20 protein-coding genes are annotated in these 24293 nt (G+C 72.5%); 10 read left to right on the forward strand and 10 right to left on the reverse strand.

What is annotated here, in order from left to right; genetic code table 11:
- Window positions 1-124: 124 nt before the first annotated feature.
- Window positions 125-934, forward strand: a complete 810-nt coding sequence (locus ABZ659_RS14295) for a chaplin (protein WP_360218218.1) — start codon at window positions 125-127, stop codon at window positions 932-934.
- 81 nt (window positions 935-1015) lie between these two features.
- Here ABZ659_RS14295 and ABZ659_RS14300 read toward each other — a convergent pair whose 3' ends face one another.
- Window positions 1016-1204 (reverse strand): DUF5703 family protein, encoded by a 189-nt coding sequence (locus tag ABZ659_RS14300; protein ID WP_053758043.1) that lies wholly within the window; start codon window positions 1202-1204, stop codon window positions 1016-1018.
- A 47-nt stretch (window positions 1205-1251) separates the two neighbouring features.
- Here ABZ659_RS14300 and ABZ659_RS14305 point away from each other — a divergent pair, with 47 nt between their 5' ends.
- Window positions 1252-1941: a hypothetical protein gene (locus tag ABZ659_RS14305; RefSeq protein ID WP_360218222.1), complete on the forward strand. Its 690-nt coding sequence runs from the start codon at window positions 1252-1254 to the stop codon at window positions 1939-1941.
- Between the two features lie 98 nt (window positions 1942-2039).
- Here the strand turns inward: ABZ659_RS14305 and ABZ659_RS14310 are convergent, their stop codons facing one another.
- Complete coding sequence (locus tag ABZ659_RS14310; RefSeq protein ID WP_360218225.1) at window positions 2040-4082, reverse strand: helix-hairpin-helix domain-containing protein; 2043 nt, start codon at window positions 4080-4082, stop codon at window positions 2040-2042.
- Window positions 4079-5062, reverse strand: a complete 984-nt coding sequence (locus ABZ659_RS14315) for an aldo/keto reductase (RefSeq protein ID WP_360218228.1) — start codon at window positions 5060-5062, stop codon at window positions 4079-4081. The genes ABZ659_RS14310 and ABZ659_RS14315 overlap by 4 nt, the downstream gene beginning before the upstream one ends.
- A 484-nt stretch (window positions 5063-5546) precedes the next feature.
- On the opposite strand from ABZ659_RS14315, the gene ABZ659_RS14320 reads away from it, so the two are divergent.
- Together ABZ659_RS14320 and ABZ659_RS14325 are read left to right on the forward strand one after the other, a co-directional pair.
- Window positions 5547-6602: an LLM class F420-dependent oxidoreductase gene (locus tag ABZ659_RS14320; RefSeq protein WP_360218231.1), complete on the forward strand. Its 1056-nt coding sequence runs from the start codon at window positions 5547-5549 to the stop codon at window positions 6600-6602.
- A gap of 304 nt (window positions 6603-6906) precedes the next feature.
- Entirely contained in the window at window positions 6907-7698 is a 792-nt protein-coding gene (locus ABZ659_RS14325; protein ID WP_360218234.1) for a ferritin-like domain-containing protein, read from the forward strand.
- A gap of 24 nt (window positions 7699-7722) precedes the next feature.
- On the opposite strand, the gene corA is transcribed toward ABZ659_RS14325, so the two are convergent.
- Entirely contained in the window at window positions 7723-8715 is a 993-nt protein-coding gene (gene corA / locus ABZ659_RS14330) for a magnesium/cobalt transporter CorA (protein WP_360218237.1), read from the reverse strand.
- A 62-nt stretch (window positions 8716-8777) separates the two neighbouring features.
- On the opposite strand from corA, the gene ABZ659_RS14335 reads away from it, so the two are divergent.
- The 4 genes from ABZ659_RS14335 to mshC all read left to right on the forward strand — a co-directional run bounded on the left by ABZ659_RS14335 (window position 8778) and on the right by mshC (window position 12263).
- Complete coding sequence (locus tag ABZ659_RS14335) at window positions 8778-9464, forward strand: histidine phosphatase family protein (RefSeq protein WP_360218240.1); 687 nt, start codon at window positions 8778-8780, stop codon at window positions 9462-9464.
- Window positions 9465-9552: 88 nt separating this feature from the next.
- Complete coding sequence (locus ABZ659_RS14340) at window positions 9553-10143, forward strand: DUF3090 domain-containing protein (protein ID WP_360218243.1); 591 nt, start codon at window positions 9553-9555, stop codon at window positions 10141-10143.
- Window positions 10107-10925, forward strand: coding sequence for an SCO1664 family protein (locus ABZ659_RS14345; protein ID WP_360218246.1), 819 nt, complete (start codon window positions 10107-10109; stop codon window positions 10923-10925). Before ABZ659_RS14340 ends, ABZ659_RS14345 begins: the two co-directional genes overlap by 37 nt.
- A 108-nt stretch (window positions 10926-11033) precedes the next feature.
- Window positions 11034-12263, forward strand: a complete 1230-nt coding sequence (gene mshC, locus ABZ659_RS14350; RefSeq protein WP_360218249.1) for a cysteine--1-D-myo-inosityl 2-amino-2-deoxy-alpha-D-glucopyranoside ligase — start codon at window positions 11034-11036, stop codon at window positions 12261-12263.
- An 82-nt stretch (window positions 12264-12345) separates the two neighbouring features.
- Here the strand turns inward: mshC and ABZ659_RS14355 are convergent, their stop codons facing one another.
- The 6 genes from ABZ659_RS14355 to ABZ659_RS14380 form a co-directional block, all read right to left on the reverse strand.
- Window positions 12346-13356 (reverse strand): PAC2 family protein, encoded by a 1011-nt coding sequence (locus ABZ659_RS14355; RefSeq protein ID WP_360218252.1) that lies wholly within the window; start codon window positions 13354-13356, stop codon window positions 12346-12348.
- 158 nt (window positions 13357-13514) lie between these two features.
- Window positions 13515-14198, reverse strand: a complete 684-nt coding sequence (locus ABZ659_RS14360; RefSeq protein ID WP_360218255.1) for a FadR/GntR family transcriptional regulator — start codon at window positions 14196-14198, stop codon at window positions 13515-13517.
- 142 nt (window positions 14199-14340) lie between these two features.
- Window positions 14341-15957, reverse strand: coding sequence for a glycerol-3-phosphate dehydrogenase/oxidase (locus ABZ659_RS14365; protein ID WP_360218258.1), 1617 nt, complete (start codon window positions 15955-15957; stop codon window positions 14341-14343).
- A 68-nt stretch (window positions 15958-16025) separates the two neighbouring features.
- On the reverse strand, window positions 16026-17585 hold the full coding sequence (gene glpK / locus ABZ659_RS14370) for a glycerol kinase GlpK (protein WP_360218261.1): 1560 nt from the start codon (window positions 17583-17585) through the stop codon (window positions 16026-16028).
- A gap of 76 nt (window positions 17586-17661) precedes the next feature.
- Complete coding sequence (locus ABZ659_RS14375; RefSeq protein ID WP_360218264.1) at window positions 17662-18456, reverse strand: MIP/aquaporin family protein; 795 nt, start codon at window positions 18454-18456, stop codon at window positions 17662-17664.
- Window positions 18457-18759: 303 nt separating this feature from the next.
- Window positions 18760-19524: an IclR family transcriptional regulator gene (locus ABZ659_RS14380; protein ID WP_360218267.1), complete on the reverse strand. Its 765-nt coding sequence runs from the start codon at window positions 19522-19524 to the stop codon at window positions 18760-18762.
- A gap of 383 nt (window positions 19525-19907) precedes the next feature.
- On the opposite strand from ABZ659_RS14380, the gene metH reads away from it, so the two are divergent.
- Window positions 19908-23426, forward strand: a complete 3519-nt coding sequence (metH, locus tag ABZ659_RS14385) for a methionine synthase (protein ID WP_360218270.1) — start codon at window positions 19908-19910, stop codon at window positions 23424-23426.
- Window positions 23427-23569: 143 nt separating this feature from the next.
- Window positions 23570-24271, forward strand: coding sequence for an HAD family phosphatase (locus ABZ659_RS14390; protein WP_360218273.1), 702 nt, complete (start codon window positions 23570-23572; stop codon window positions 24269-24271).
- The last annotated feature ends 22 nt before the right edge of the window (window positions 24272-24293 follow it).

Here is a 24293-nt window from a genome sequence, read left to right on the forward strand (position 1 = left end):
CGCGCGCCATGCGCTCCGGGGCCGACGGGTTCGCTTCCGCTCCCGTCCCGCGCCCCTCGCGCTCCCTTTCCGCGATACGGCAGGCCGAGGAACTCGGCACAAGGCGAAGGCAGGAACTCAGCACATGCGACAGGTCACCCGCAAGGGCCTGATGACCGTGGCGGCGGCGACCGGTGTGATCGCCGCGGTCGGCGGCCAGGCCCACGCCACCTCCGGATCGGGCGCCCACGGCTCGGCGTCCGGCTCTCCCGGCGTACTCTCCGGCAACAGCGTCCAGGCGCCGGTCCACGCACCGGTGAACGTCTGCGGCAACACCGTCAACGTCGTCGGCCTCCTCAACCCGGCCGCGGGCAACTCCTGCGCCAACGGCGGCGGCTCCCCCGCGGGCGGCTCGCAGGCGGAGGGCCACGCCTCCGGCTCCCCGGGCGTCGGCTCGGGCAACAGCGTCCAGGCGCCGGTGCACGTGCCGGTGAACGTCTGCGGCAACAGCGTCGACGTGGGCGGCGTGGGCAACCCGGCCGCGGGCAACTCCTGCGCCAACCACGGCAACCCCGGCGGCCCCGGAGGCGACCACCCCACACCCCCGCCGCCCCCCGGCGACGACGAGCCGGGCAACCCCGACAACCCTGGTAACCCCGGCAACCCGGACAACCCCGGTAACCCGGAGAACCCGGTGGAGCCGCCCGCCCCGGACACCCCGCCCGCCGACGACGACACCCCCGGCGACTCGGCACCCCCGGACGACTCCGCCACCCCGCCCGGCTCTCCGTCCGGCAACCGCCCGGGTGCCCAGACCGGTGCCACCCGGCCGCAGGCCGACGCCCAGCTCGCGGAGACCGGCAGCGGCCTCCCGCTCGGCGCCGCCGGCCCGCTGGGCGCGGGTGCGCTGCTGGCCGGTGCGGTCCTCTACCGCAAGGCCCGCACCACGTCGTAAACCCTCACAAAACCCCTCAGGACGGCACGCCATGGAGCGGGCTCCCACCCGGGGCCCGCTCCGCCCCGTCCGTGGCCTACGTCACCACGTGGCCCGCACCTGGCGGATGATCCGTCGCCGCAGGCGCACCCTGCGACTGCCGTCCCGCAACAGGCTCAGACGGTGCAACTCCCAGTGCCCGTACTCCGCATGGTCCGTCAGCAGACGCGCCGTGTCCTTGCGGGAGACCCCGCGCGGCACGTACACGTCGACAAATTCGTATTCCGGCATCGCATCTATTGTGCGGGCACAGCCCGGGTGCGGATAGCGTCTGCACTATGTCTGATGCTGCGCAGCCCACCGCTGCCGAGGTACGCGCCGCCGCCGAGGCGGTCAAGACCGCCCTCGACCGCCATCTCGCCGCGGTCGAAGGGCGGTCGGGTGAGGACGACCCGGGCGTCTACGAGGCGTTCAACGAGCTGGCCGCCGCCGCGGAGGCGTACGACGAGCTGCTGTACGACCGCTACGACGAGGTCACGCCCTTCGAGATCCCCGGCGCGGAGGACGCCCTGCCCCCGTACACCGGCCCGGAGGAGCCGAGCGCGCTGAGCGTGCTGATCCGCCGCGACTACACCGTGGTGGAACCGCAGCGGCTGCTGGCCCAGGCCCAGCGGGTGGAGGCGGCGGACGGCGACGGCACCGGCGTGGAGGCGGCGGCCACCGTCCACGGGGCGCTCGGCATCCTCTTCGGCGAGTTCGAGCCGGACGAGATCGCCTCCCGGCACAAGGAGTTCGGCCTGGAGGAGGGCGACTCCACGATGTGGGTCACCGCCGCCGACGAAGCGGCGGACCCCGGCGAATGGCTGGAGGCCCCGTTCGAGAACGCCGACCCGCAACAGGTGGTCTGCCGCTTCGACGTCAGCGCGGTCTTCGACGAGGAGATCCCGGACGACGACGATGACGACCTGGAGGCGGAACTGGAGCTGGACGAGGACGAGGACCTGGAACCCTTGGACGCGGACCGCTAACCACCCCCGAAACCGCGACCCACCCGCCGCCACTCCTCCCCAGACGGCGGGCAGCCGGAGAACGACCGCCTGCCCGCCCCAAGGCACTCGCCCCCTCCCTAACCCTCCTCCGCCCCCTGAACCGCCGCCAGCAGCGTCGGCAGCCGGGTCGTACGCGGCTTGGCGGCCACCTCGGCGACGGCCCGGGGGAGGGCCTGCTCCACCCCCTGCACCACCGACAGATGCCGCTCGGCCCGCCCGAAGGCGGTGTAGACCCACGGCCGGCTGAGGGCCGCGGCGGCGTCCCCGGGCAGGACGACGACCACGGCGGGCCAGCGTCCGCCCACGGCCTGGTGGGCGGTCAGCGCCCACCCGTGCCGCACCCACCCCTCGACCCGCTCACGGGGCACGACGACGTCCGTACCCGAGCAGGACAGCCGCAGCCCGCCGCTGTCGGCGCCCACGACGACCCCCGGCAGCACCCGCCCGGGAACGGGGGAGTAGACGACCCGGTCCCCGGCGTCGAACCCGCCGAACCGTCCGGGACCGGGGTTGAGCCGCTCCTTCAACGCCGCGTTCAGCACCCGCGTACCGGCGGCGCCCCCGTGCCCCGGCGTGATGACGACCGTCTCCTCCGGGGGCACCCCGATCGCCCGGGGCACCGAGTCCGCCACGAGCTGCACGGTCCGGTGCACGGCCTCCCCGGCATCCCGCACCGGCACGATCACGACCTCCTTGCCGGGCGCCTCGACCTGGGTCAGCTCACCGACGCCGATGCCCGACACCAGCTCACCGAGCGGCCCGGGATCGGGCGTGCGCGAGGCGACCCGCGGACAGGTCCGCGCGGCCAGCAGGTCCGCGAACACCCGCCCGGCCCCCACGGACCACAGCACCCCGGGATCCCCGCCCAGCACCAGCCGCACCCCGTCCGGCAGCGACTCGACCAGCAGGGCGGCGGTCTCCACGTCCAGCTGCGGGGCGTCGAGCACCACCAGCAGATCCAGATCGAGCGCCCCGTCCGCGTCCCGCCCGGGCCCCTCCGCACCGGCGAGCAGCCCGGCGACGGTCACGACCCCGTCCGCGGCGTCCCCCGCCAGAACGGCGAACCGGTCCCGCCCGACGGGACTGTGCGCGGCGGCCCAGGCCCGCGCCCCCACTCCCCGGGCAGCCCGCAACAACGCGGCGGACTCGCCCCGAGACGCCTCACCACCGGTGTGCAGCACGAGCCCGTGCCCGGCCACGACCCGGGCCAGCTCCCCGGCGGCCCCACCGCCCCCCGCGGCGCCCCGCTCCCACTCGTCACCCGAACCGCTTCCCTCGGGCACGGAGTCGACCAGCCGGGCCAGCCCGTCGGCGAGACTCTCCTCGGCGAGCGCGTACCGCTCCAGCCCCACGAGCACCCGTACGGCCCGCTCCTCACCCTCGGCACCCTCCTGCCCGCCAGCGGGATCGAGGGCGTCCTGGAAGGCAAGAGCATCGCCTTCCCCGAGCGCGCTCTGCACCGCGGCGTCCGCGTCCGGCACCCCCCGCCGGGCCAGGGCGGCGGTGAGGGCGGGCAGCTCCAGCACCGTGTGCCCGGCGAGCGCGGCCTGCTCCAACAGCCACCCGACGAGGGCCCGCCCGCGCCGCTCGTCGCCCGGCGAGGACTCCGCGCCGAGCAGCGCCCGGGCGAACCCGTCGGCCTGCTCGGGCCGCACCCCGGGCACCCGCAGCAACTGCCACGGATCCTCCCGCAGACCGTCCTCGGCGCCCTCCCCGAGCGCCTGCGCCACCGACGAGGCCAACCCCTCGGGAGCACCCCCCGCCACCAGCACGGCCCGCACCGCGGCCGTCCGCTCCGCGTCGGGAGCGGCGGCCACGGGCGGTGACGGCGCGACCCGCCGCGCGGGCTCGGCCACGGCGGGCCGCCGCACCGGCTTCTCCTCGGCGAAGACGGGCCCCACGGGCTTCGCCCCGCTCTCCACGGCGCGCACCGCGGCGAGCAGTTCGGCGGCCGTGCCGCTGAGCTTGGCGCCGCTCTCGACCGCCCCCTCCTTCTCCGCCTTGCGCCGCTCGATCCGCTCCCGCTCGACGCGCTGGGCCTCCAGCTCGGCCTGCGCCTCGGACACCTCGGCGGGGCCCTCCGGCGTGCCGTCCTCGGTGGTCTCCGGCTCGGTGCTCACAGCGTGCTCCAGTCGTGATCGGGATAGCGGTGCACGGGCGCCGACACGTCGTCGAGCGCCCGGCAGATCTCGTCAGGAAGACTAAGCGCCTCCACTGACAACGCCGCCGTGAGCTGCTGCGCGTTGCGCGCCCCGATGATCGGCGCGACCACGCCGGGCCGGTCGCGGACCCAGGCGAGGGCGACCTGGAGCGGGGTCACCGCGAGCCCGTCGGCCGCGGTCGCCACCGCGTCCACGACCCGGCTGGCGGTGTCGTCGAGATACGGCTCGACGAACGGGGCGAAGTGCTCCGACGCGCCCCGGGAGTCCACGGGCGTCGCGGTGCGGTACTTGCCGGTGAGCACGCCGCGGCCCAGCGGCGACGAGGGCAGCAGACCGATGCCGAGGTCCAGCGCGGCGGGCAGCACCTCGCGCTCCACGCCGCGCTGCAACAGGGAGTACTCCATCTGCGTACTGGCCAGCCGGGTCCGGGTGCCCGGCGCCGCGAGCTGCCAGGTGGCCGCCTTGGCCAGCTGCCAGCCGCAGAAGTTGGATACACCGGCGTAGCGGGCCCGGCCGCTGCTCACCGCGAGGTCGAGGGCCTGGAGCGTCTCCTCCAGCGGGGTGCCCGCGTCGTACGCGTGGACGTGCCACAGGTCGACGTAGTCGGTGCCCAGGCGGGCGAGTGAGGCGTCCAGGGCGGCGAGCAGGTGTCCGCGCGATCCGTCGAACCGGCGGTCCGGGTCGGGCACGCTGCCCGCCTTGGTGGAGATGACCAGGTCCCGGCGGGGGACCAGGCCGTCTATGAGACGCCCGAGCAGGTACTCGGCCTCGCCGTCCCCGTACACGTCCGCCGTGTCGACGAGGCTCCCGCCCGCCTCCCAGAACGTCTTCAGCAGATCCGCCGCGTCGTGCTCGTCGGGTTCCCGGCCCCAGGTAAGGGTCCCGAGTCCGATACGGGACACACGCAGGCCGGTACGGCCGAGATGCCTCTGCTCCATGAACGCCGAGATTACTGGCCAGAACCTGCGGTGTGGGTTGCCTACGGGCAACGTATTCCAGGTAGCCGGGGTGGCGCACCCCGGCAGGGAGGGGTGCCGCCCCCGAGCTCTTCGAGCAGGACCCCCATCGCCCCAGCGGCACGACTGCCCGCAGCCAAGGCGGCAGGCGACTGCCCACAGCTGGGGCGTCAGCCCCCTGCCCGCAGTCGGGGCGTCAGCCGACGACGAGCCGCAGTCGCCGTACGAGGGAAGGGGCCGTGTCGGGGGGTGTCCGCCCGCAGTGGTTCGCGCGGAAAACCCCGTACACCCCGCACCCCACAGCCCGCGCGGTTCCGAGGACGGACACCCCCCGGCGCGGCCCCGACCCACCCCCCGGCAGACAGCGCTACGCACGCCACCCACCGGACAGGTACGGGCCGCCGCAGGCATCCGCGCGCTAAGGTCTCCCGACAAGGGACGTTACTGACCAGTAAGGGGAACGGCCATGCAGCTCGGGATCAACCTCGGCTACTGGGGTGCCGGTATGGACGCCGACAACCTCGCCGTGGCGCAGGAAGCCGACCGCCTCGGGTACGCCGTCTGCTGGGCCGCCGAGGCCTACGGCTCGGACGCCGCCACCGTACTCACCTGGGTCGCCGCCCAGACCACCCGCATCGACGTCGGCTCGGCCATCTTCCAGATCCCGGCCCGCCAGCCCGCCATGACCGCCATGACCGCCGCCACGCTCGACTCCCTCTCCGGCGGCCGCTTCCGCCTCGGCCTCGGCGTCTCCGGCCCCCAGGTCTCCGAAGGCTGGTACGGCGTCAAGTTCGACAAGCCCCTCGCCCGCACGCGCGAGTACGTCGACATCGTCCGCAAGGCCATGTCCCGCGAACGCCTCACCCACGACGGCGAGCACTGGACCCTGCCCCTCCCCGGCGGCCCTGGCAAGCCCATCAAGCTCACCGTCCACCCCACGCGCGAGCACATCCCTCTCTACATCGCCGCCATCGGCCCCAAGAACCTCGAACAGACCGGCGAGATCGCCGACGGCGCCCTCCTGATCTTCCCCTCCGCCGACCACCTGGAGGAGACGGCGATCCGGCACATCCGCGCGGGCCGCGAGAAGACCGGCAAGTCCCTCGACGGCTTCGACGTCTGCCCCACCGTCCCGCTCGCCGTCGGCGACGACAAGGACGTCCCCGCCCTCGCCGACACCTTCCGCCCCTACACCGCCCTGTACGTCGGCGGCATGGGCAGCCGCAAGCAGAACTTCTACAACCAGCTCGCTCAGCGCATGGGCTACGAAGAGGCCGCCGCCGAGATCCAGGACAAGTACCTCTCCGGCGACAAGCAGGGCGCGGCCACCGCCGTACCGCACGACCTCATCGACAAGACGACCCTGCTCGGCTCGGTGGACCGCATCGCCGACCGGATGAAGGCGTACGCCGCTGCCGGGGTCACCACCCTCACCCTCGCCCCCGCGGGCTTCACCCTGGACGAGCGGCTCACCGCCCTGCGCGCGGGCACGGAGGCCCTGGAGCGCGCGGGCCTCGCCTGACGAGCCCTGAGTCCCGAGCCCTGAGCCCCGACTCCCGACTCCCGAGCCCCGCCCCCTGAGCCCCGAGCCGCGACCCCTGGGCCCCGCCCCCCGAGCCGTGAGCGGTCGGCCGTGGTGGGGGCTCGGGGGTCGACCCCGCCACGGCCGTCACGCGGAACAACGCCCCCGCACCCGCCCCCGTCACGTCATCCTTTCGACGGAGTTGTCCGACACACCGGTTGCGACACCACTGCCCGCCGCTTTGACTCGTCCTTCACGGGCCCGGATCCCACGGAGGCCGCGCACGGCAGAGAGGTGCCTTCAGATGCTTTCGGCCAAGAGTCTGTTCCAGGAGATCCTCGACAACGACGAGTCGTTCCGCCTGTTCTGCTCCATCGCCGCCAGCGGCGAGGCACAGGGCGGCTGGGAGAACGCCCGCATCGCCGTGCTCGTCCCGGACAGCGAGCGCGCGCTCGCCCCCAAGATCACCCGTCACGGCGCGGACGAGGACAAGCACGGGCGGATCTTCAACGCCCTGCTGAAGAAGCGGAACCTGGAACCGGTCCCGGTCCCCCCGGAGACCGACTACACCATGATCCTCGAGAAGCACGGCATCGGCCTGGCCCACGAGAAGCTCAAGAGCGACGAGCCGCTCACCGTCCAGGACATCGTCACCTACCTCGCCCACAGCAGGGTCACCGAACAGCGCGCCTCCGAACAGATGGACCTGCTGCGCAAGCACTTCGCCGACCACCCCGACCTGGGCCGCGCGGTCCGGATGATCTCCGCCGACGAGGACAACCACCTCGCCTACTGCCACGAGGAACTGCTCCGCTTCGCCCGCGCCGGACACGGCCGCGCCATCCAGGGCGCGCTCCGCGAGTGCGCGCTCGCCGAGATCCGGATCTACCGGGACGTCAGCCTCGCCGTGATGGCCCACATGGGCCGCGTCCTCGGCTGGCCCAGACCGAAGGCGGCACTCCTGGCGCTCGGCATTCACACCGTGTACGCGTACGAACGCCTGGGCGGCTGGCGCCGCATGGTCTCCCTGCGGATGCCGGAACACCGGGACGCCCTGGGCGGCCCCACACCCCCACCCACCCCCGAGTTCGCCTGACCCGGACACCGCGACGCACCCCCCTCACAACCACCCCCGCCGCTTGAACAACCGGTACACCCCCACTTCCAGCACCACCAGCACCCCCACCAGCACCGGGTAGGACCACACCCACCCCAGCTCGGGCATATGCCGGAAGTTCATCCCGTAGATCCCCGCCACCATCGTGGGGATCGCGGCCATGGCGGCCCACGCCGAGATCTTCCGCATGTCGTCGTTCTGCCGCACGCTCATCTGCGCCAGGTGCGCCGCCAGCACGTCGGACACCAGCCGGTCCAGCCCCTCGACCGACTCGTTCACCCGCATCAGATGGTCCAGCACGTCCCGGAAGAAGGGCCGCGCGCTCTCCTCGACGAACGGCGGCGCCACCCCGTTCACGCCCGCGAGGCGGCTCAGCGGCAGCGCGAGCGGCCCGGTGGCCCGCCGGAACTCCAGCACCTGCCGCTTGAAGTTGTAGATCCGCGAGGACACGTGCCGGGACCGCCCCGCGTCCACCGAGAAGACCTCCGCCTCCAACTCCTCCAGGTCCGCGGAGAGCTCGGTGGCGACGTCCAGATAGTGGTCGACGGCGGCGTCGGCGATCGCGTACAGCACCGTCGTCGCCCCGCCCTGCCCGAGCAGCTCCGGCTCCCGCTCCAGCCGCTGCCGCACCGGCCCGAGCGGCAGCCCCGCACCGTGCCGGACGGTCACCACGAAGCCGTCGCCGAGGAACGTCAGCACCTCACCGGTGGACACGGTGTCGCTCTCCGGCTCGTACACGACCGGTTTCAGCACCAGGAAGAGCGAGTCGTCGTACACCTCCAGCTTCGGCCGCTGGTGGGCCTTGAGGGCGTCCTCGACGGCCAGCGGATGCAGCCCGAACTGCTCCGCGATCCGGTCCAGCTCCCGCTCGTCCGGCTCGTACAGGCCGATCCACACGAACCCGCCCGCGGCCCGCGCCTCCGCAAGCGCCGCGGAGAAGTCCCCGGGGCCCTCGGTCCGCCGCCCGTCGCGGTACACGGCACAGTCGACGATCACGCACCACACTCCCTCCTGGCCGGGGCGCCGCCGCGGTCGGCGGTACGCCTACCCTGGGCGACATGCCCACGCTGATCCTGGTCCGGCACGGACGTTCCACCGCCAACACCGAGGGACTGCTCGCCGGGTGGACGCCCGGCGTCGGACTCGACGAGCGCGGCGCGGCCCAGGCCGCCGCCCTGCCCGGACGACTCGCCGAGCTGCCGCTCGCCGAGGTCGTCACCAGCCCCCTGCAACGCTGCCAGGAGACCCTCGGGCCCCTCCTGGACGCCCGCCCGCACGTGCCCGTGCACACCGACGACCGGATCGGGGAGTGCCACTACGGCGACTGGTCCGGCCGCAAGCTGGCCGAACTGAAGGACGAACCACTGATGGAGGTCGTCCAGGCGCACCCGTCCGCCGCGGCGTTCCCCGGCGGCGAGTCGATGCGCTCGATGCAGACCCGGGCCGCGGAGGCGGTACGCGAGTGGAACGCGCGCGTGGAGCGCGACCACGGCGCCGACGCCGTGTACCTCATGTGCTCGCACGGCGACATCATCAAGTCCCTCGTGGCGGACGCGCTCGGACTCCATCTCGACCTCTTCCAGCGGATCTCCGTCGAACCGTGTTCCATCACCGCGATCCGCTACACCCGCCTGCGGCCGTTCCTCGTCCGGCTCGGCGACACCGGCGACTTCGCGTCGCTCGCCCCGCGCGAGGAACCGCCCACCGGCGACGCTCCGGTCGGCGGCGGCGCGGGCGCACCGTGATCGTCGACCGCAGTAGGGTGAACCGACCTCACCAGCCGCCCGACCCCCACCGAAGACTCCCCACTCACGACTTCAATGGAGACAGGACGTGTCCCGTCAGGTGTTCCTCTACGACCAACCGGACCGTTTCGTGGCCGGTACGGTCGGACTACCCGGGCGCCGTACCTTCTTCCTCCAGGCCACCGCGGGCCCCCGCACCACCAGTGTGGCCCTGGAGAAGACCCAGGTCGCCGCGCTCGCCGAGCGCATGGACGAACTGCTCGACGAGGTCGTGCGGCGCAGCGGCGGCAGCGCCTCCGTCCCGGCCGTGGCGCCCTCGGAGATCCACGACACCGCCCCCCTGGACACCCCCGTCGAGGAGGAGTTCCGGGTCGGCACCATGGCCCTCGCCTGGGACGGTGAGGAACAGCGCATGATCGTCGAGGCGCAGGCCCTGGTGGAACTGGACGCCGACACCGACGAGGACCTCGCCGAGGCCGAGGAACGGCTGCTCCAGGACGAGGAGAACGGCCCCCCGATGCTGCGGGTCCGCCTCACCGGCGCCCAGGCGAGGGCCTTCGCCAAGCGCGCCCTCGACGTCGTCAACGCGGGCAGGCCGCCCTGCCCGCTGTGCAGCCTGCCGCTCGACCCGGAAGGACACGTATGTCCGCGCCAGAACGGATACCGCCGCTCAGCGTGACACCCGCGGAACTCCTCACCGAGGGCGAACTCACCGTCCGGGGCCGGATCCGGGAGGCCTCCAACGCGGCCCTGTACTGCACGGTGGCGCACGAGGGCCAGGAGGCCGCCTGCGTCTACAAGCCGGTCGCGGGGGAGCGCCCCCTGTGGGACTTCCCGGACGGCACCCTCGCCGCGCGCGAGGTGGCGGCGTACCTCGTCTCCGAGGCCACCGGCTGGGACCTGGTCCCCCCGACCGTGCTGCGCGACGGCCCCTACGGCGAGGGCATGGTCCAGCTGTGGGTCGAGGCCGTCCCCGGCGCCGAGCTGCTGGCCCTGGTCGACGCGGAGGAGCCGGAGCCCGGCTGGAAGGCGGTCGGGCTCGCCGAGGTCGCGGAGGACCGGACGGCCCTGCTGGTGCACGCCGACGACGAACGGCTGCGGCGCCTCGCCGTCCTCGACGCGGTGATCAACAACGCCGACCGCAAGGGCGGCCACCTGCTGCCCACCGCCACCGGGCACCTCTACGGCATCGACCACGGCGTCACCTTCAACGCCGAGAACAAGCTGCGCACCCTGCTGTGGGGCTGGGCCGGGGAACCCCTCACCGAGGAGGCCGTGACGGTCCTCGACCGCCTCGGCGAGCAGCTGGAACCGGGCGGCACGCTCACCGAACGCCTCACCGGCCTGATCACCGCCGCCGAACTCGACGCCACACGCGCGCGTGTCGACGTACTCCGCACCACCCGGACGCACCCCGAGCCCAGCGGCGAATGGCCCGCCATCCCCTGGCCCCCGGTGTAGGACGCGGGGGGCGGGGCACACGGGCCGGGATCGCGCAAGACCGCCTTCCCGGCCACCAGCCCGTGGTCCGAGTCGTATACGGAACTCCAGTCCGGTTAGGCTCATCGCATGTATGCCTGGCCCGCTTCCGAGGTCCCCGCCCTGCCCGGTCAGGGCCGCGACCTCAGGATCCACGACACCGCGACCGGTGCCCTGGTCACCCTTGACCCCGGTCCCGTCGCCCGCATCTACGTCTGCGGCATCACGCCCTACGACGCGACCCACATCGGTCACGCGGCGACCTACACCGCGTTCGACCTGGTGCAGCGCGTGTGGCTCGACAACAAGCGGCAGGTCCACTACGTCCAGAACGTCACCGACGTCGACGACCCGCTGCTCCAGCGCGCGGACCGCGACAACGTCGACTGGGTGGCCCTCGCCGAGCAGGAGACCGCCCTGTTCCGCGAGGACATGACCGCGCTGCGGATGCTGCCGCCGAAGCACTACATCGGCGCCGTGGAGGCCATACCCGGCATCGTGCCGCTGGTGGAGCGGCTGCGGGACATGGGCGCCGCCTACGAGCTGGACGGCGACGTCTACTTCTCGGTCGAGTCCGACGCCGACTTCGGCAAGGTCTCCGGTCTCGACGCCGCGACCATGCGGCACCTGTCCGCCGAGCGCGGCGGCGACCCCGACCGGCCCGGCAAGAAGAACCCGCTCGACCCGATGCTGTGGATGGCGGCCCGCGAGGGCGAGCCCAGCTGGGACGGCGGCTCCCTCGGCCGGGGCCGGCCCGGCTGGCACATCGAGTGCGTCGCCATCGCCCTCGACCACCTCGGCATGGGCTTCGACGTCCAGGGCGGCGGCTCCGACCTGGCCTTCCCGCACCACGAGATGGGCGCCTCCCACGCCCAGGTGCTGACCGGCGAGTTCCCGATGGCCAAGGCGTACGTGCACGCGGGCATGGTCGCGCTGCACGGCGAGAAGATGTCGAAGTCCAAGGGAAACCTGGTCTTCGTCTCCCGGCTGCGCCGCGACGGCGTCGACCCGGCCGCCATCCGGCTCGCGCTGCTCGCCCACCACTACCGGTCCGACTGGGAGTGGACCGACGCGGTGCTGCGGGACGCCGAGACCCGCCTCGCCCGCTGGCGCGCGGCGGTCTCCCGGCCCGACGGCCCGCCCGCCGAGACGCTGGTCGACGAGGTCCGCGACGCGCTCGCCGCCGACCTGGACGCCCCCGCCGCGCTCGCCGCCGTGGACCGCTGGGTGGCCGGTCAGGAGGAGCGGGGCGGCACGGACGCCGGCGCCCCCGGCGTCGTGTCGCGCGCGGTCGACGCACTGCTCGGCGTGGCCCTCTAGCGGCCCACACGCGCCACGCGCACCACACGACGCAGGGGCGCTTCCCTCCACCGAGGGAAGCGCCCCTGCCCGGCTCTCCGCGTCACTCCTCCGAGGAGGAGTCGCCCCCGTCGGTCTCCGTGTCCGTCTCCGTCTCCGGCTTCGGCGGCTTCGGGGGACGCGCCCGCTCACCCGGGCTGTCCCGCAGGTACGGCGGACCGTCCCCGCCGTCGGTGGCGTGCCCACCGGGACCGGGACCGGAGCCCGGCCCGCCGCCGTCCCGGCGCCGCAGATACCGCTCGAACTCGCGCGCGATCGCCTCGCCCGACGCCTCCGGCAGCTCGGCGGTGTCCCGGGCCTCCTCCAGCGACTGGACGTACTCGGCGACCTCACTGTCCTCCGCGGCCAGCTGGTCCACGCCCACCTGCCAGGCCCGCGCGTCCTCCGGCAGCTCGCCCAGCGGGATACGGACGTCGATCAGGTCCTCCAGCCGGTTCAGCAGGGCCAGCGTCGCCTTCGGGTTGGGCGGCTGCGACACGTAGTGCGGTACGGCGGCCCACAGCGACACCGCCGGGACGCCCGCGTGCGCGCACGCCTCCTGGAGGACGCCCACGATGCCCGTGGGACCCTCGTACTTGGTCTCCTCCAGGTCCATCCGCCGGGCCAGGTCCGCGTCGGACGTGGTCCCGCTGATCGGCACCGGACGGGTGTGCGGGGTGTCGCCGAGCAGCGCGCCCAGGATCACCACCAGCTCCACGCCCAGCTCATGGGCGAAGCCCAGCAGCTCGTTGCAGAACGAGCGCCAGCGCATGGACGGTTCGATGCCCCGCACCAGTACCAGGTCGCGCGGTTTGTCCCCGCCGATCCGGACCACCGACAGCCGCGTCGTGGGCCATGTGATCTTGCGGACGCCCGCGTCCATCCACACCGTGGGGCGGTTGACCTGGAAGTCGTAGTAGTCCTCGGCGTCCAGCGCCGCGAACACCTCGCCCTTCCACTCCCTCTCGAGATGCGCGACCGCGGTGGAGGCGGCGTCGCCGGCATCGTTCCAGCCCTCGAACGCGGCCACCATGACTGGGTCGATCAGCTCGGGAACCCCCTCTAGCTCGATCACCCAGTGCCTCCTTCCGACGTGCCCTCGCCTGACGTCCCAACCTTACGGCGTTCCACGGGGGCGCCCGCAGCCCCCTCGCACGGGGCAGTGAACGGATCACTGCCCCGATCATCACCCCGGAACACTTACCGATTCATCCGAGCTGTCGGGCTGGGCTGTCAGGCGGCGTCCCCCAGCGCGCCGCGCAGCCACTGCTCCACGCTCGCGATGTGCACGGTCGCCCACGAGCGGGCCGCCTCGGCGTCCCGGTCGCGCAGCGCGGCGAGGATCGCGCGGTGTTCGCGCAGGGTGCGGCTGACGGCGTCCCGCTGGGTCAGACCGCGCCAGACCCGGGCCCGCGTGGTCGGTCCGGACAGGCCGTCGAGCAGGGACGCCAGCACCGTGTTGCCGGACGCCTGCCCGACGGCCCGGTGGAACTCCAGATCGCAGGCGACCAGTTGTTCCACCGACGGCGCGGCGCCGAGCGCGTCCAGCCGCCCGTCCAGCGCGTCCAGCTCCGCCGCGGTGATCCGGGACGCGGCCAGCGCGGTGGCGGCGGGCTCCAGGATGCGGCGCACCCCGAGGAACTCCAGCACCGTGTCGTCCCGGTGGAAGTCGACCACGAAGCTCAGCGCCTCAAGGAGCAGCCGCGGGTCCAGGCTGGTCACGTACGTGCCGTCGCCCTGCCGCACGTCCAGGATCCGGATCAGCGACAGGGCGCGCACCGCCTCGCGCAGGGAGTTGCGGGAGAGCCCCAGGTCGGCGGCGAGCTCGCTCTCCCTGGGCAGCCGGTCCCCGGGTCGCAGCGCACCGGAGACGATCATGCCCTTGATCTTCTCGATCGCCTCGTCGGTCACTGCCATCGTCGGCCTCCCACGGTCGCACGGTCGCGCAGGACATCGCCCTAGACATCCGATGTCTGGGCGCATTATGACCGACGCCGTACGAAGGGGGCGGCCCCGTCGCCGTGGAGCCGCCCCCTTCGTCCTTCCGTCCGGCCCGCCGCTACTCCTTGTCGAGCAGGTCCCGGACCCTGGCGCGGACGTCGTCCGTGGCCAGCCCGCGGATGGTCAGAGTGGTCCGGCGGCGCAGTACGTCGTCCTCGGTCTCGGCCCATTCGTGGTCCCGGGCCCAGGCGACCTGGGCCCAGATCTCGGGGGCGTCGGGGTGGACGCGCTCGGCGAGTGCCGGGTCCTCGTTGGCGATCCGGGCGATGTCGAAGGCGAGGGAGCCGTAGTGCGTGGCGAGGTGCCGCGCGGTGTCCGGCGCCATCCGCGGGCCGGGCGCCGGGCGGTCGGTGAGCAGCCGGTGGGCGACCGCGCGCGGGTTGGCGATGCCGGGCAGCGGCAGCTTCTTCGGCAGTGCGGAGACCGGCTCGAAGTCGTCGCCCAGCGGGTGACCCGGCAGCGACTCCAGCTTGCGCATCACGGTGCGGCCGATGTGGCGGAAGGTCGTCCACTTGCCGCCCGCGATGGACAGCATCCCGCCCCGGCCCTCGGTGACGACGGTCTCCCGCTTGGCCTTGGCGGTGTCGCCGGGGCCGCCCGGCAGCACCCGCAGCCCCGCGAAGGCGTACGTGATCAGGTCCCGGTCGAGCTGCTGGTCGCGGATGGAGAACGCGGCCTCGTCGAGGATCTGGGCTATGTCCTTGTCGTTGACGGCGACCTCGGCCGGGTCGCCCTCGTACACCTCGTCGGTGGTGCCCAGCAGCAGCATGTCCTCCCAGGGGAGGGCGAAGGTGATGCGGTACTTGTCGATGGGCGTGGCCAGCGCGGCCTTCCACGGAGAGGTCCGCTTCAGCACCAGGTGGGCGCCCTTGGACAGCCGGATGGACGGCGCCGCCTTCGGGTCCTCCATGCGGCGCAGGTGGTCGACCCAGGGGCCGGTCGCGTTCAGCACCAGCCGCGCGTCCACGCCGAACTCCTCACCGGAGAGCCGGTCGCGCAGTTCGGCGCCGGTCACCCGGCCCCGGGTGAAGCGCAGCCCGGTGACCTCGGCGTGGTTGAGGACGGCGGCGCCCGCGTCGACGGCGGCGCGGACCGTCATCAGCGCCATCCGCGCGTCGTTCATCTGGTCGTCGCCGTAGACGGCCACGGCCTTGAGGTTCTCGGTGCGCAGCTCGGGCACGTCGGCCTGGGCGCGGGCGGGGGAGAGGAGGTGGCCGACGCCGTCGCCGAACGCGGAGAGCGCCGAGTAGGCGAAGACCCCGGCCCCGAGCTTCGCGGCGCCGTGCGGGCCGCCCTTGTAGACGGGGAGGTAGAAGGTGAGCGGGTTCGCCAGGTGGGGGGCGACCTGGCGGGAGACCGCACGCCGCTCGAAGTGGTTCTCCGCCACCAGCTTCACCGCGCCGGTCTGGAGGTAGCGCAGACCGCCGTGCAGGAGCTTGGAGGAGGCGGAGGAGGTGGCGCCGGCGAAGTCGCCGGCGTCGACCAGGGCCACCCTCAGGCCGGACTGCGCGGCGTGCCAGGCGGTGGAGATGCCCAGGATCCCGCCGCCGATCACGAGGAGGTCGTACGACGCCTTGGAGAGCTGCTCGCGGACCTCGGCGCGGGCGGGGTTGGCGCCGGTGGCCGGGCGGGTGCCGAGGGCAGGCACGGACTGGAGGGTGGACTGACTGGTCATGTCGGGTTGCTACTCCTCATCGGAGCCGTCGGGAGCGGACCCCCGACGGCTCCTCGTCAGGTTGTTCGTCAGCTCTCGTCTTCGAGCCAGCCCATGGTCCGCTCGACGGCCTTGAGCCAGTTCTTGTACTCACGGGCGCGGGCGTCCGCGTCCATGCGGGGGGTCCACTCGGCGGCCCGGCGCCAGTTGGCGCGCAGGTCGTCGGTGCTGTTCCAGAAGCCGACGGCGAGACCGGCGGCGTAGGCGGCGCCGAGGCAGGTGGTCTCGGCGACCATCGGGCGCACCACGGGGGCGTCCACGAAGTCGGCGAGGGTCTGCATCAGCAGGTTGTTGCTGGTCATGCCGCCGTCGACCTTGAGGGTGGCCAGCTCGACGCCGGAGTCCTTGGTCATGGCGTCGGCGATCTCGCGGGTCTGCCAGGCGGTGGCCTCCAGCACGGCGCGGGCGAGGTGCGCCTTGGTGACGTACCGGGTGAGACCGGCGATGACACCGCGGGCGTCGGAGCGCCAGTAGGGGGCGAACAGGCCGGAGAAGGCGGGCACGAAGTAGGCGCCGCCGTTGTCCTCGACGGAGAGCGCGAGGGTCTCGATCTCGGCGGCGGTGGAGATCAGGCCCATCTGGTCGCGCATCCACTGCACCAGCGAGCCGGTGACGGCGATGGAGCCTTCCAGGGCGTAGACGGTGTCCTGGTCGCCGATCTTGTAGCCGACGGTGGTGAGCAGCCCGCTGTAGGAGTTGATGATCTTGTCGCCGGTGTTCATCACCATGAAGGTGCCGGTGCCGTAGGTCGACTTGGTCTCGCCCTCGGAGAAGCAGGTCTGTCCGAACAGGGCCGCCTGCTGGTCGCCGAGCGCGGAGGCGACCGGGATGCCGCCGAGCAGGTCGCCCAGCCCGCCGCCGGTGATCTCGCCGTAGACCTCGGCGGAGGAGCGGATCTCGGGGAGCATCGCCAGCGGCACGCCGATGGACTCGGCGATCTTGGCGTCCCACTCCATGGTGTGCAGGTTCATCAGCAGGGTGCGGGAGGCGTTGGTGACGTCGGTGACGTGCTTGCCGCCGTTGACGCCGCCGGTGAGGTTCCAGGTGACCCAGGTGTCCATGGTGCCGAAGAGGATGTCGCCCGCCTCGGCGCGCTCCTTGAGGCCGTCGACGTTGTCGAGCAGCCAGCGGGCCTTGGGCCCGGCGAAGTAGGAGGCCAGGGGGAGGCCGGTCTCGCGGCGGAAGCGGTCCTGGCCGACGTTGCGGCCGAGTTCCCTGCAGAGGGCGTCGGTGCGGGTGTCCTGCCAGACGATGGCGTTGTGGACGGGCTCACCGGTGTTCCTGTCCCAGAGCACGGTGGTCTCGCGCTGGTTGGTGATGCCGATGGCCTTGATGTCGTCGCGGGTGATCCCGGCCTTCTCGACGGCGCCGGCGACGACCTCCTGGACGTTGGTCCAGATCTCGGTGGCGTCGTGCTCGACCCAGCCCGGCTTGGGGAAGATCTGCTCGTGTTCCTTCTGGTCGACGGAGACGATCCGGCCGTCCCGGTCGAAGACGATGCAGCGGGAGGACGTGGTGCCCTGGTCGATGGCGGCGATGAACGGCCCTTGGCCGTGGGAGGCGATGCCGGCGGTGTGGGCGTCGGTCACTGTGTGCTCCTGAGAGGTCCGTGGGTACGGGGGCGGTACGCGCGTGTGTGTGCGGGACAGCTTGCCGGGGCCGCTGTCAGACGAAGGCGAGCTTGTAGATACCCGCCGCGAGCGCTCCGCCGATCAGCGGTCCGGCGACCGGGATCCAGGCGTAGCTCCAGTCGGAGCCGCCCTTGTTCGGCAGCGGCAGCAGCGCGTGCACGATGCGCGGACCCAGGTCACGGGCCGGGTTGATGGCGTAGCCGGTCGGCCCGCCCAGGGAGAGGCCGATGCCGACCACGACCAGCGCGGTGATCAGCGCGCCGAGGGTGCCCAGGCCGTTGCCGTCGTCGTTGAGGCCCTGGGTGAGGACGGCGAGCACCAGCACCAGCGTGCCGATGATCTCCGTGGCGAGGTTCTGCACCGCGTTGCGGATCTCGGGACCGGTGGAGAACACGCCCAGAACGGGTCCGGCGCCCTTCTCCTGCGCCTCCACCGCCTTGGCCTGGGTGGCCTGCGCCCCCGGACCGCCGACGATCTCCCTGTCGGTGAGGTGGGCCTGGAACTGCCCGTAGTAGGCGATCCAGACCAGCGCCGCGCCGATCATGGCGCCGAGGAGCTGTCCGGCCCAGTAGGTGGGGACGTCGCCCCACTCGCCGTCCTTGATCGCGATGCCGAGGGTCACCGCCGGGTTCAGGTGGGCGCCCGACAGGGGCGCGGTGGTGTAGACGGCGGTCAGGACCGCGAAGCCCCACCCGAAGGTGATCGCGAGCCAGCCGGCGTTGCGGGCCTTGGAGGCCTTGAGTACCACGGCGGCCACCACGCCACCGCCGAGGAGGATGAGCATGGCGGTACCGATGGTCTCGCCGATGAAGATGTCGGAGCTGGACACCCGCGACTCCTTTGTCCTTTGGCGTCGTCACACTCTAACGTTTATTGCCGGTAGGTGTTCGACATTGTCGACCGATGGACGGGAGTCTTGCTCTGGCGTTACGCGGAGTCAAGAGTTCCGTTGTGGAAAGTGCGATCGTTATTGATCGCTACGGGTCGGCGATGTTTTGTGTGTGACCGTGTATGAAGGATGACCCTTCGACCCTTATGTCCGCTCACGGTGCCCCGAAATGCGTCGGGGGCCGGAACGTCCTCCGACGTTCCGGCCCCCGACGCGTGACGCGGCCGTCGTCCGGCCCGCCGCTCAGAACCGTCCGGCGCCCAGGTCGCGGGAGACCGCGCGGGCGCAGTCCCGCACCGCCGCGATCAGCTCCGGGCGGAGCTCACCGTCCCGGCACACCCGCTCCACGGCCCCGGTGATGCCCACCGAGCCGACCGGCATCCGGCGCCGGTCGTGGATCGGCGCGGCGATGGAGGCGACGCCCTCCCAGGTCTCCTCCACGTCCGCGGCGTAGCCCCGCGCGCGCGTGAGGTCGAGGATCTCCTCGAAGCCGTCCAGGTCGCACACCGTGCGGTCCGTGAACGCCTTGCGGTCGGCCTCCAGTGCCTCGCTGTGCGCCACCGGGTCGTACGCCGACAGCACCTTGCCCAGCGCCGTGGAGTGCAGCGGCTGCATGGCCCCGATCTCCAGCACCTGACGGCTGTCGTCCGGGCGGAAGACGTGGTGCACCACCAGGACGCCCTGCTGGTGCAGCACGCCCAGGTGGACGCTCTCGCCGCTGGAGCGCGCCAGGTCGTCCGTCCAGACCAGCGCCCGCGCCCGCAGCTCGTGCACGTCCAGGTAGGTGGTGCCGAGCCGCAGCAGCTCCGCGCCCAGCTGGTAGCGCCCGGACGTCTCGTCCTGCTCGACGAAGCCCTCGTGCTGGAGGGTGCGCAGGATGCCGTGCGCGGTGCCCTTGGCCAGCCCCAGGGACGAGGCGATGTCCGACAGGCCCAGCCGCCGCTCGCCGCCCGCGAGCAGCCGCAGCATCGCCGCCGCCCGTTCGAGCGACTGGATGTTCCGTGCCATCGCCGTCCTGCCTCCGTCCCCTTCGGCCGTCGCGCCGCGACGGCGTCCGGCCTCCGCCTGCCGTCGGCCGGTGGACTCACCGTCCGCCGTCGGCCCGTCGAATACCGCCGAGCGACCCCTGGTGCCTGAGAGGGTCGCGAGCACCACGATGTCCCCCACTGGACAACGTTCGGCAATGCCGAACACTACCGGTCGATGTCGACCCGCGGCTAATAGCCTGGCCCGTACCGGTCCCGGCACGGGCCGCCCGCCATCCTCGTCCGCGTCGTGGACGCCCTGCCCACCGGGCCCCGGTCCCGGCTACCCTTGCCGCGTGCGTCCAGCGTGAGAAGGTCCACGGAAGACGCAAAGCCGACAGCCGTCGCACCCCAGGGAGCCCTTTCATGGCCTCGTTGCCACAGAGCCCGTCCGCAGCCGACAGCCGCACCCGCGCCACCGCCCTCCGGCAGGCCCTCGCCAGCCGCGTGGTGGTCGCCGACGGGGCGATGGGCACCATGTTGCAGGCCCAGGAGCCGACACTGGACGACTTCGAGCAGCTGGAAGGCTGCAACGAGGTCCTCAACGCCACCCGCCCCGACATCGTCCGCACCGTGCACGCCGCGTACTTCGACGCGGGCGTCGACTGCGTCGAGACCAACACCTTCGGCGCCAACCTGTCCGCCCTGGGCGAGTACGACATCGCCGACCGCATCGGCGAACTCTCCGAGGCCGGTGCGCGCATCGCCCGCGAGGTGGCCGACGAGTACACCACCGCCACCGGACAGCAGCGCTGGGTCCTCGGCTCCATGGGCCCCGGCACCAAGCTGCCCACCCTCGGCCACACCACCTTCGCCGCCATCCGCGACGCCTACCAGCGCAACGCCGAGGGCCTCCTCGCGGGCGGCGCCGACGCGCTGCTCGTGGAGACCACCCAGGACCTCCTCCAGACCAAGGCGTCGGTCATCGCCGCCCGCCGCGCCATGCGGACGGCCGGGTACGACGTCCCGCTGATCGTCTCCGTCACCGTCGAGACCACCGGCACCATGCTGCTGGGCTCCGAGATCGGCGCCGCGCTCACCGCGCTGGAGCCCCTCGGCATCGACATGATCGGCCTGAACTGCGCCACCGGCCCCGCCGAGATGAGCGAGCACCTGCGCTTCCTCGCCCGGCACTCGCGCACCCCGCTGTCCTGTATGCCCAACGCCGGACTGCCCGTCCTCACCTCCGACGGCGCCCACTACCCGCTCTCCGCGCCGGAACTCGCCGACGCGCAGGAGAACTTCGTACGCGACTACGGCCTGTCCCTGGTCGGCGGCTGCTGCGGCACCACCCCCGACCACCTCCGCCAGGTCGTGGAGCGGGTACGGGACCTCACCCCCGTCCAGCGCGACCCCCGCCCCGAGCCGGGCGCCGCCTCCCTCTACCAGTCGGTGCCGTTCCGGCAGGACACCTCCTACCTCGCCATCGGCGAGCGCACCAACGCCAACGGGTCGAAGAAGTTCCGCGAGGCCATGCTGGACGGCCGCTGGGACGACTGCGTGGAGATGGCCCGCGAGCAGATCCGCGAGGGCGCGCACATGCTCGACCTGTGCGTGGACTACGTCGGCCGCGACGGCGTCGCCGACATGGAGGAGCTGGCGGGCCGCTTCGCCACCGCCTCCACCCTGCCGATCGTGCTGGACTCCACCGAGGTCGACGTCATCCGCGCCGGACTGGAGAAGCTCGGCGGACGCGCGGTGATCAACTCCGTCAACTACGAGGACGGCGACGGCCCCGAGTCCCGCTTCGCGAAGGTCACCGAGCTGGCGCGCGAGCACGGCGCCGCCCTGATCGCGCTGACCATCGACGAAGAGGGCCAGGCCCGCACCGCCGAGAAGAAGGTCGAGATCGCCGAACGGCTGATCGACGACCTCACCGGCAACTGGGGCATCCACGAGTCGGACATCCTCATCGACTGCCTCACCTTCACCATCTGCACGGGCCAGGAGGAGTCCCGCAAGGACGGCGTCGCCACCATCGAGGCCATCCGCGAACTCAAGCGCCGCCACCCCGAGGTGCAGACCACCCTCGGCCTGTCCAACATCTCCTTCGGCCTCAACCCGGCCGCCCGCATCCTGCTCAACTCCGTCTTCCTCGACGAATGCGTCAAGGCGGGCCTGGACTCCGCGATCGTGCACGCGTCCAAGATCCTGCCGATCGCCCGCTTCAGCGAGGAGGAGGTCACCACCGCCCTCGACCTCGTCCACGACCGCCGCTCCGAGGGCTACGACCCGCTCCAGAAGCTGATGGCGCTGTTCGAGGGCGCCACCGCCAAGTCCCTGAAGGCGGGCAAGGCCGAGGAACTGGCCGCGCTGCCGCTGGAGGAACGCCTCAAGCGACGCATCATCGACGGCGAGCGCAACGGCCTCGAAGCCGACCTCGACGCCGCCCTCGCGGAGCGCCCGGCGCTCGCCATCGTCAACGACACCCTCCTGGACGGCATGAAGGTCGTCGGCGAACTCTTCGGCTCCGGCCAGATGCAGCTGCCGTTCGTGCTGCAGTCCGCCGAGGTCATGAAGACCGCCGTCGCCTACCTCGAACCCCACATGGAGAAGGTCGAGGGCGCCGAGGGCAAGGGCACCATCGTGCTGGCCACCGTCCGCGGCGACGTCCACGACATCGGTAAGAACCTCGTCGACATCATCCTCTCCAACAACGGCTACAACGTCGTCAACCTCGGCATCAAGCAGCCCGTCTCCGCGATCCTGGACGCCGCCGAGGAACACAAGGCCGACGTCATCGGCATGTCCGGACTCCTGGTCAAGTCCACCGTGATCATGAAGGAGAACCTGGAGGAGCTGAACGCCCGCGGCCTGGCCGCCAGTTACCCCGTCATCCTCGGCGGCGCCGCCCTCACCCGCGCCTACGTCGAACAGGACCTGCACGAGGTCTACGAGGGCGAGGTCCGCTACGCCCGCGACGCCTTCGAGGGCCTGCGCCTGATGGACGCCCTCATCGGCGTCAAGCGCGGCGTGCCCGGCGTCCAGCTGCCCGAGCTGAAGCAGCGCCGGGTCCGCGCGGCCGCCACCGAGGTCGAGGAACGCCCCGAGGAAGGCCACGCGCGCTCCGACGTCGCCACCGACAACCCCGTCCCCACCCCGCCGTTCCAGGGCACCCGCATCGTCAAGGGCATCCAGCTCAAGGAGTACGCCTCCTGGCTCGACGAGGGCGCCCTCTTCAAGGGCCAGTGGGGCCTGCGGCAGGCCCGCACCGGCGAAGGCCCCAGCTACGAGGAACTCGTCGAGACCGAGGGCCGCCCCCGGCTCCGCGGCCTGCTGGACCGCCTCCAGACCGAGAACCTCCTGGAGGCGGCCGTGGTCTACGGCTACTTCCCCTGCGTCTCCAAGGACGACGACCTGATCATCCTGGACGACCGGGGCAACGAGACCACCCGCTTCACCTTCCCCCGCCAGCGGCGGGGCCGCCGACTGTGCCTGGCGGACTTCTTCCGGCCCGAGGAGTCCGGCGAGACCGACGTCGTCGGCTTCCAGGTCGTCACCGTCGGCTCCCGCATCGGCGAGGAGACCGCCCGCCTCTTCGCGTCCGACTCCTACCGCGACTACCTCGAACTGCACGGCCTGTCCGTCCAGCTCGCCGAGGCCCTCGCCGAGTACTGGCACGCGCGCGTGCGCTCCGAACTCGGCTTCGCCGGGGAGGACCCCGCCGCCATGGAGGACATGTTCGCGCTGAAGTACCGCGGCGCCCGCTTCTCCCTCGGCTACGGCGCCTGCCCCGACCTGGAGGACCGCGCCAAGATCGCCGACCTGCTCCAGCCGGAGCGCATCGGCGTCCACCTCTCGGAGGAGTTCCAGCTCCACCCCGAACAGTCCACCGACGCCATCGTCATCCACCACCCCGAGGCCAAGTACTTCAACGCCCGCTGACCCGTGCTCCAGCGGGCCACGGCCGTCCCGTGACCTGCCGCACCGCCCGCTGATCGGATCCGTCGTACAATGGTCGGTCCACTGCTCGCAGGCCGGTTCCCCGCGTGGGAACCGGCCTGTGCGTCCCTGAAGGAGGTTGGTGGATGACGACCACGCTCCCCGCGCCGGGCACCCGCACAGGCGAGGGCTCCGCGCTCCAGGCGGTGCTCCTCGACATGGACGGCACCCTGGTGGACACCGAGGGCTTCTGGTGGGACGTGGAAGCCGAGGTCTTCGCCGCCCTCGGCCACACTCTCGACGACTCCTGGCGCCATGTCGTCGTCGGCGGCCCCATGAGCCGCAGCGCCGGATTCCTCATCGAGGCCACCGGCGCCGACATCACCCTCGCCGAACTCACCGTCCTGCTCAACCAGGGCTTCGAGGACCGCATCGACCACTCCCTGCCGCTGATGCCGGGCGCCGCCCGGCTGCTCGCCGAACTCGCCGCGCACCAGGTCCCCGCCGCGCTGGTGTCGGCCTCGCACCGGCGCATCATCGACCGCGTCCTCACCTCGCTCGGCCCCCAGCACTTCGCGCTCACCGTCGCCGGCGACGAGGTGCCGCGCACCAAGCCGCACCCCGACCCGTACCTCCTCGCCGCCGCCGGACTCGGCGCGGATCCGGCCAGATGCGCGGTGATCGAGGACACCGCCACCGGCGTCGCGGCGGCCGAGGCGGCGGGCTGCCAGGTCGTCGCCGTCCCCTCCGTGGCCCCCATCGCCCCCGCCGACCGGCGCACCGTGGTGTCTTCCCTGGAAGAGGTCGACCTGGCATTTCTGCGCGGCCTTGTGACACAAATGCGCTAGCCGTTCACCCACCGTGCCGTAC

This window comes from Streptomyces sp. NPDC006997, assembly GCF_040635175.1.
Classification (GTDB): Bacteria; Actinomycetota; Actinomycetes; order Streptomycetales; family Streptomycetaceae; genus Streptomyces.

Excerpts from the sequence above, each read along its gene's own strand:
- metH (WP_360218270.1), top strand. The coding sequence starts at position 19,908 with ATGGCCTCGTTGCCACAGAGCCCGTCCGCAGCCGACAGCCGCACCCGC.
- mshC (WP_360218249.1), top strand. The coding sequence starts at position 11,034 with ATGTATGCCTGGCCCGCTTCCGAGGTCCCCGCCCTGCCCGGTCAGGGC.
- ABZ659_RS14365 (WP_360218258.1), bottom strand. The coding sequence starts at position 15,957 with ATGACCAGTCAGTCCACCCTCCAGTCCGTGCCTGCCCTCGGCACCCGC.
- ABZ659_RS14345 (WP_360218246.1), top strand. The coding sequence starts at position 10,107 with ATGTCCGCGCCAGAACGGATACCGCCGCTCAGCGTGACACCCGCGGAA.
- ABZ659_RS14315 (WP_360218228.1), bottom strand. The coding sequence starts at position 5,062 with ATGGAGCAGAGGCATCTCGGCCGTACCGGCCTGCGTGTGTCCCGTATC.
- ABZ659_RS14335 (WP_360218240.1), top strand. The coding sequence starts at position 8,778 with ATGCCCACGCTGATCCTGGTCCGGCACGGACGTTCCACCGCCAACACC.
- ABZ659_RS14390 (WP_360218273.1), top strand. The coding sequence starts at position 23,570 with ATGACGACCACGCTCCCCGCGCCGGGCACCCGCACAGGCGAGGGCTCC.
- ABZ659_RS14320 (WP_360218231.1), top strand. The coding sequence starts at position 5,547 with ATGCAGCTCGGGATCAACCTCGGCTACTGGGGTGCCGGTATGGACGCC.
- ABZ659_RS14325 (WP_360218234.1), top strand. The coding sequence starts at position 6,907 with ATGCTTTCGGCCAAGAGTCTGTTCCAGGAGATCCTCGACAACGACGAG.
- ABZ659_RS14360 (WP_360218255.1), bottom strand. The coding sequence starts at position 14,198 with ATGGCAGTGACCGACGAGGCGATCGAGAAGATCAAGGGCATGATCGTC.
- ABZ659_RS14300 (WP_053758043.1), bottom strand. The coding sequence starts at position 1,204 with ATGCCGGAATACGAATTTGTCGACGTGTACGTGCCGCGCGGGGTCTCC.
- ABZ659_RS14380 (WP_360218267.1), bottom strand. The coding sequence starts at position 19,524 with ATGGCACGGAACATCCAGTCGCTCGAACGGGCGGCGGCGATGCTGCGG.
- ABZ659_RS14295 (WP_360218218.1), top strand. The coding sequence starts at position 125 with ATGCGACAGGTCACCCGCAAGGGCCTGATGACCGTGGCGGCGGCGACC.
- ABZ659_RS14305 (WP_360218222.1), top strand. The coding sequence starts at position 1,252 with ATGTCTGATGCTGCGCAGCCCACCGCTGCCGAGGTACGCGCCGCCGCC.